At 59.9% G+C, this 7050-nt stretch carries 5 protein-coding genes; all 5 read right to left on the minus strand.

Features of this window, described 5'->3' with window-relative positions:
- Positions 1-5: 5 nt before the first annotated feature.
- The 5 genes from B0G57_RS29760 to B0G57_RS29780 all read right to left on the minus strand — a co-directional run bounded on the left by B0G57_RS29760 (position 6) and on the right by B0G57_RS29780 (position 6834).
- A complete protein-coding gene (locus tag B0G57_RS29760) occupies positions 6-1436 on the minus strand; it encodes an NAD-dependent succinate-semialdehyde dehydrogenase (protein ID WP_018442794.1) in 1431 nt (476 codons plus the stop codon).
- 8 nt (positions 1437-1444) lie between these two features.
- On the minus strand, positions 1445-2230 hold the full coding sequence (locus tag B0G57_RS29765) for an N-acyl homoserine lactonase family protein (protein ID WP_018442795.1): 786 nt from the start codon (positions 2228-2230) through the stop codon (positions 1445-1447).
- A gap of 59 nt (positions 2231-2289) precedes the next feature.
- Complete coding sequence (locus B0G57_RS29770; RefSeq protein WP_223258773.1) at positions 2290-4386, minus strand: acetate--CoA ligase family protein; 2097 nt, start codon at positions 4384-4386, stop codon at positions 2290-2292.
- Positions 4387-4457: 71 nt separating this feature from the next.
- Positions 4458-5612: an acyl-CoA dehydrogenase family protein gene (locus tag B0G57_RS29775; protein WP_018442798.1), complete on the minus strand. Its 1155-nt coding sequence runs from the start codon at positions 5610-5612 to the stop codon at positions 4458-4460.
- A gap of 289 nt (positions 5613-5901) precedes the next feature.
- Positions 5902-6834: an SMP-30/gluconolactonase/LRE family protein gene (locus tag B0G57_RS29780; protein ID WP_026230063.1), complete on the minus strand. Its 933-nt coding sequence runs from the start codon at positions 6832-6834 to the stop codon at positions 5902-5904.
- Positions 6835-7050: the final 216 nt, after the last annotated feature.

Here is a 7050-nt window from a genome sequence, read left to right on the forward strand (position 1 = left end):
CTTGCCTACGCGCTGACTCCGACCCGAACGCACTTAGTGCGCAGAAATTCGTGCAACCCTTCCGTGCCGCCTTCCGAGCCCAGCCCGCTATCCTTTGTTCCACCAAAAGGCGTTTCGGGTAGCGAGGCCTGCCATTCGTTGATACAGACGACGCCACTTTCAATTTCGGAGGAAAGTCGGCGAGCGCGCTGCAGACTGTTTGTGAAGGCATACGCGGCGAGGCCAAAAGGCAGGCTGTTGGCTTGCGCGATGGCGCTTTCCAGCGTGTCGAAAGGGCTTAGCAGCGCGAGAGGGCCAAATGGTTCGACTTGGCATGCTTCGCTAGCCGGATCAGGCCCGACCACAACTGTAGGCGCATAAAAGAAGCCTGAACCATTCAAGCGTCGCCCGCCGGCCGCGACGCGTCCCCCTCGATCGCTCGCATCCTGAACCATCCGATCAATGGCTTGCAGTCGGCGCAGATTTTTCAGGGGGCCCATTTGTGTTGCGCTGTCGAAAGGATCTCCGACTCTTAGGGCCTGCGCCGCCTGCACAAAGGCGGTGCTGAATGATTCAAACGCAGAAGCTTCGACGAAGAAGCGCGTAGGCGAAGTGCAGACCTGCCCGGCGTTGCGGTACTTCGTCGCGACCGCCATCCCTGCGACACGCTCGACTTCGCTATCGGCACAGACGATCACTGGCGCATGCCCGCCGAGTTCAAGCGTTGCACGCTTCATCGTCAGCGCCGCCTTGGCTCCGAGCTGCTTACCGATCGAAGTGGCCCCCGTAAAGGTCACCATCGCGATATCGGGCGCTGCGCAGAGTTGATCCGCGATGCCGGCGGGATCGCCGAAGACCATATTAAGCACGCCATCGGGTACACCGGCGTCCTGGACAGCACGTGCGATGGCCAGTGCTACGCCAGCGGTCTCTTCAGAGGGTTTAATTACGATAGTGCAACCTGCAGCGAGGGCGCTACTGATCTTACGCGATGGTGTAATCGCCGGGGCATTCCAACCTGCAAATGCAGCGACTGGACCGATAGGCTCGAGCTCCACGGTTTGTGAGATTCCTGCACCGCGTGGCGGAATGGTCCGTCCGTAAATGCGCCGCGCTTCCTCGGCAGACCATTCGAACATTTCAGCTGCCGTGTCCACCTCGCGTTGCGCCTCTGAAAATGGCTTTCCCAACTCCATGCTGATTTGCTCGGCGATGGCCGAACGGCGCTCACGCATCAAAGCTCCAACGCGCCGCAGGAGTCCGGCCCGTTCCAGCGCCGACGTCTTGCGCCAGGTTCGCCACGCATCGGCGGCAGCGTCGATTGCCTCGCGGACGTCCTGCTCGCTGGCGCATGCGTATTGGCCCAGCGCGCCAGCATCGCTGGGATTGATCACGGTGACCGACTGTTCAGAGGTGCCTGGTCGGAACTCGCCGGCAATAAATTGAGTGTATTCCATCTTTGCCTTCAGGCAATTCGGTGGGCATATGGCGTCGGCAGCCCGGTTGACGGGTAACGTTCGCCTACCAGAGGATCGTGGCCAGGAATGATGAATTCTGGGCCGTCAGCGAGGCGCTCAATGCGTGAATAGCCGGCCAACAATTCGTCGATTTTGTACAGCGCGGGAAACGGATTGCGGGTCTGATAGTTCTCGTAGTAGTGTGCGGCATCAGAGGCCAGGACTATCCAGCCGCGTGAAGTCCGTACGCGCACCACTTGCAGCCCATCGGTATGCCCGCCGATCGCATGTAGCTCGATGCCGTCGTGTAGGGAGTAACTGCCTTGGATCAGCCGCACGTCACCGCGATATAGACGTTTGAGCAGCACCGCGATGTCGTCCGTCGCAAAGAAGTAGTTCAGGCGCGGCTCGCACATGCACTTACCGGTGGCATATTGCAGCTCGCGCTCTTGCAGCCAAATCCTCGCATGCCCGTAATCGCCCACATTTCCGGCATGGTCGTAGTGCAAGTGAGTCACGATGACGTCCTGGACCGATTCTGGCGGATACCCTAGGTCCCGCAGAGCCGAGGCCGGTTCTATCAGATAAGGGCGCCCGCGCGCAAGGGATGAGGCGTGACTGAAGCCGGTATCGACCAGAACGACCTTGCCGTTTCCGACAATCAGCCAGACATAGAAATCCAATTCGGTGGGCTTGTCAGGCTCGTCAGTCACCGGGTGAATGAAGTTGTCCCGACGGCGCCGATGCATCGTGGCGAATCGGATTGCGAAGATCTCGTACGCGGGGGCACTCATAAGCCGGTAATCAGTTGGAGAGCGAGGAGAGTTTTCATGTAGCCCGTTAGCGCCAGCGTCTATGCTTGCAGCACTAGCGCGTCGACAGCCATGACGCCTTCTCCTTCGCGCATCACCATGAGCGGATTAACCTCCGCCTCACATATGCGAAGATCTGGGCGCAGAGCCAGTTGGGACAGGTTGACGATTGTCTGTGCAAGCGCTTCGAGGTCGCCCCTTTCCTTGCCGCGCATGCCGGCCACGGTCTGCAATAACCGAACTTCAGCCACCATTTCGCGCGCCGTCTCCAGCGGTACTGGCGCCAAGCGGATGCTTCGGTCGCGTAGTACCTCTGCCCAGATGCCACCAGCGGCGAGCATGACCACCGGGCCTGCCTCTGGATCGACTCGATATCCGAGCAGCACCTCTGCTAGGCCACGTCGCATCGGCTGCACGAGCACGTCGTCGCATTGCACGCCGGGGGCACGCACTTCGAGGTTGTTGCCAAGGGTGACGAGTGCTTGCGCGAGTTCCGTTTCGTTCCGGATGCCGAGCAGCACGCCGCCAACTTCGGTCTTGTGCAGGATTTGTCCGGAGCAGACTTTGGCGGCCACGGGGTACTCGAACGGCAGTGTCGCGGCGGGACCGCGCAGCGGCAGCGTGACGTACGGTGCGTGCGGAACAGACAAGATATCTAGGACTTCGTAGGCCTGTGCTTCACTGATGGCATGGCCCTCCGACGATGTCGGGTGGCCGGATGCAGGTCCCACGCCCGAGGATCTTCGAGCCAGCACGGCGGAAACAGCATCGGCGCAAGATTCGGGTGAACGGAAGCACGGCACGCCAGCCTGCGTCAGTTGCGCGAGGGCCTGCGGTGCATCGGGTACGAGCATGGCCAACAAGGGCTTCACATGGTCTGCACTGTCCAAAATTGGCTTGACCGCGAGGTCTGGATTGAAGCGCGCCGATGATCCGACTACGGCGATAACCATATCGAACTCCGGCGCATCGAGCATGATGCCAAGCGCCGCTTTCATGATTTCGTAACGCGTACCGGCGAGCGTGAGGTCCAGAACTCGACCGGCGTTCCCCGGAATGCCTGCGGCTTCGAGCTTCTTCAGCGTCTCCGGCGAAGCCGGTTGCACTACGACGTCGCGCACGCCCAGTTGATCCACCACCATTGCGGCGCCGCCCCCTGTAGTCGCTACTACGCCGACGCGCCGCGGGGCTGCATGCTGGGTCGCTCCCAATCGCTGTGCGAGCGGAAACACCTCTAGGAAGGTGTCCAGCATCTCGACTCGTACTACACCGAGATCACGGAGAAAGGCGTCGGCGATATCGTCTTCGCCTGCCAACGCGCCTGTGTGTGTTGCGGCCATTTCCGCGGCCGCTGCAGAACGACCGAGTTTATAGGCCACTACCGGCTTGCCACGCTGCGCAGCCGCCCGTGCGAAGGCCCGCAGTTCTTCGCCATGCCGGAGGCTTTCAAGGAAGAGCAGGTAACCTTCAATTTCGGGATCGTCCAGCGTAGCTTGGCAGATTTCCCCGATGGAAAGATCTGTTTCGCTGCCTACCGATACGAGACCCGCAAAACCTACGCCGCGGGCTTTACCGCGAGAGACTAGTGCTCCGATCATGCTTCCGCTGTGAGATGCGACGAAGACCTTGCCACGGGGCATATCAGATTCAGCGAAGGCTGCATTGGCCGTCAGTACCAGCCCGCTCTCAGGATGGACGACGCCGAGGCTGCTGGGACCAAGAATGCGGATGCCGGTGCTTGCTGCAAGTTCCCGCAACGCTTCCTCCCTTGCAACGCCTTCCGGCCCGGATTCCGAGAAGCCACTTGCGAGAATACTGATGACTTTGACGCCTAGCTTCGCGCACTCAGTCACGGTCGGGAGCACAGATTCCGTCGGCGTCAAGATGAACGCGTGATCAGGGACTTCCGGTAGGCTGGTCAAACTTGGCCAAGCGCGTTCGCCTTGAACTTCAGTGCGCTTCGCGTTGATTGGGTACACGCGCCCCTTGAAACCGGCTCGCCGAAGGAACAACAAAGGTCGTCCGCTCGTTTTCCCAGGGTCGTCGGAAATTCCAACTAGCGCAATGCTGGCCGGGCGCAGCAGTGCCTGAGCCAAGGAGGGCGATGACGTCATGGGAGTGCAGGTGGTGGTGGCCATTACTTGCTGTCGCTTCTCAATTGCATGGACTATGGGCGCTCGCGCGGGAATTCAATCCTGCAAACGTTCGATTAAACCTTAGGGGCACGTTGGGAAAAGGAGCGGCCGAACACGCCCTCGGCGATGCGGTTCTTCAGGATCTCGATGGATCCTCCCGCGATCATCCAGCCGCGAGTCCGCCGCACACAATATTCGACCAACGATTCCTGGCTGAAGCCAAGGCCGCCCATGACTTGGAGCGCCTCGTTCGAAACTTCCCAGCCCGCCAGGTTGCAAGCCAGCTTCGCCATGGCCGTGCTTTGCGCACTCGGCAGACCGTGTTCTCCTTCCAGTGCGGCGCGGTACAGCATCATCTGGGCTTGGTCGAGTTTCATCACCATATCCGCGAACTTCCATTGCAAACCCTGGAACTCGCACAGCGCGCGGCCGAACTGCGTGCGCGTCATCGCGTGATCACGCGCAAGGTTGAACGCATGCCGTCCCAACGCCAGCGCCCGCGATGCGTTGCCCAGGCGTTCCACATTGAAGCCGGAGATTTGTTTCTTGAAACCGCCTTCGCCGAGGAGCACGTTCGATGCTGGAATTCGACAATCGTCGAAAAACAGCGGCGACCACTGCTCACCGTTCATGAAGCTGGACGGTTTGCCGACCTCAAACCCGGGCGTGCCGCGCTCGACGAGCACGGACCCGATTCCGTTGACGCCCGGCCCGAAGCGCACGTAGATCAAAAATAGCTCCGCTTCCGGGCTGTGCGTCGAGAACACTTTGCTACCGTTCAGACGGTAATAGTCACCATCGGGCGTCGCTGTAGTCTTGAGTTCGGTCACAGCGGAGCCCGCGTCGGGCTCGCTCATACCCAAGGAAATCAGCTTGCGGCCGGCGAGGAGGTCGGGCAGGAACCGCGCCTTCTGCTCGGGCGTCGCATATTCGACGAACGTTCGAATCGGTCCGAAGTTGCCGGCCTGCACGATATCCGCGCTCTTCGGACATACCAGCGCTACCTGCTGGATGGCCAGCACCGCATGCATCAGCGTGCCGCCCTGGCCGCCATCGGATTCGGGAAAGGCAATGCCGAGCAATCCTTGCTGCGCCAGCAACTGCGCGGTCTCCCACGGATAGTGAGAGGAATGGGCGCGTTCGAGTGCGCCGGCGGCCAGTTTGTCTCGGGCGAAACGGGCAACGCTATCGGCGAACGCCTGATGCTCTTCAGAAAGATTGAAATCCATGGTCTTAGGCAAAGTCTGCAGTCAGCAAAGGGTTTTGCGTATGTTCCAGTGAATCTTCTTCTGTTCGCGCACCGATGACATCTTCGTATTTGTCATCGCTCACGCAGAAAAAGGAATGGCTGGGATCTAATCAACTATTTTGTCGGCCGCACCCTCCAACGGGCACGGCGGACGTCGCCTCTGAAGAGGTGCTGCTTAAGCCGTCATGGCAGCGACCGAATCAGGCGACGTCGCGTTGTTGGAAACACACGACGGCCCAGCTGTGCGTGTCTCGACCAACTTTTTGCTGTTACTTGTTGAGGTACTCGAGCTTGAGCCCCGGGCGCGGCCATTCGAACGACACCAGCTTGCCAGTGGAAGACAACGTTACATATGCCGTACGCAAGTCGTCACCGCCGAAGCAGATATTGGTGACATTGGGATCGGGGAGCGCATATTGCCCTACGATTTCCCCGTCGGGAGCGATATCGCTAATCGCACCTGTAATGAGAGTCGCGACGCAAATGTGTCCCGCGGAATCGACCGCGAGTGAGTCGAACATCTGGTAACCGCCTAGGCCCGCTATGAGTCTGCCCGGCTCGCCTCGATAAGGATGATTTGCCGAGATGATATCGCCCGGGCCCGCGAGGTCAAAGGCCCAGCACCGTGCGGTCAGCGTTTCCGTAACGTATAGCGTCTTTCCATCCGGGGACAGTCCACAGCCGTTGGGCCGATCGATCGGGAAAATCTTCTCTTCGATCTTCGATCCGTCCGCTTTAGCGTAGTAGACGGCTCCGCGGTCCATGTCGCGCTCTCGCGTTTTACCGGTGTCGGTGAACCAAAAACCCCCAGCGTTATCGAAGACCAGATCGTTCGGTCCCTTGAGCGGTCGTCCGTCGCAGGAATCGTAAAGCGTCTCAAATTTTCCCGTTTCAGGATCGACGATCTGGATCGATCCACTCTTGTATTCCGCAGGCTGAAGACCGGGAAGCACTCGGCCTTCCGGTCGCTTGCTCCAGGTGTTGCCGCCGCTGTTGGCGACATAGATCTTGCCGCCCGGGCCCATTGCAGCGCCGTTGGGGCTCCCGCCCAGTCGGGCGACCACATGTTGCTTTCCGTCGGGCGTGATGCGCTTCAAGGTTTGACCGGAGATCTCCACCAACAAGATAGACCCATCGGGCATTGCAATAGGTCCCTCTGGGAAGCCAAGGTCCGAAGCGATTTCTTTATACGGCGTAGTCATAACTTGTCTCCTATTCATCGGAAGCCGGATTCTGTTTGGGGCAACGACCTGTCCCACGATCGCTTATACGGCGGCCTCCGCAAGGGGCATCAAGCCGAGTTCAGTGGCCTTGATTTGCAGGGCGAGGTACTTGGAGTAGATGCGGCACTGAGAGAATGCGCCGCCGGTGAACCACAGGCCGGGCTGATCGGTGCGAGTCCACATGTTGCGCAGTTC

Origin of the sequence: Trinickia symbiotica (assembly GCF_002934455.1) — a bacterium.
Classification (GTDB): Bacteria; Pseudomonadota; Gammaproteobacteria; order Burkholderiales; family Burkholderiaceae; genus Trinickia; species Trinickia symbiotica.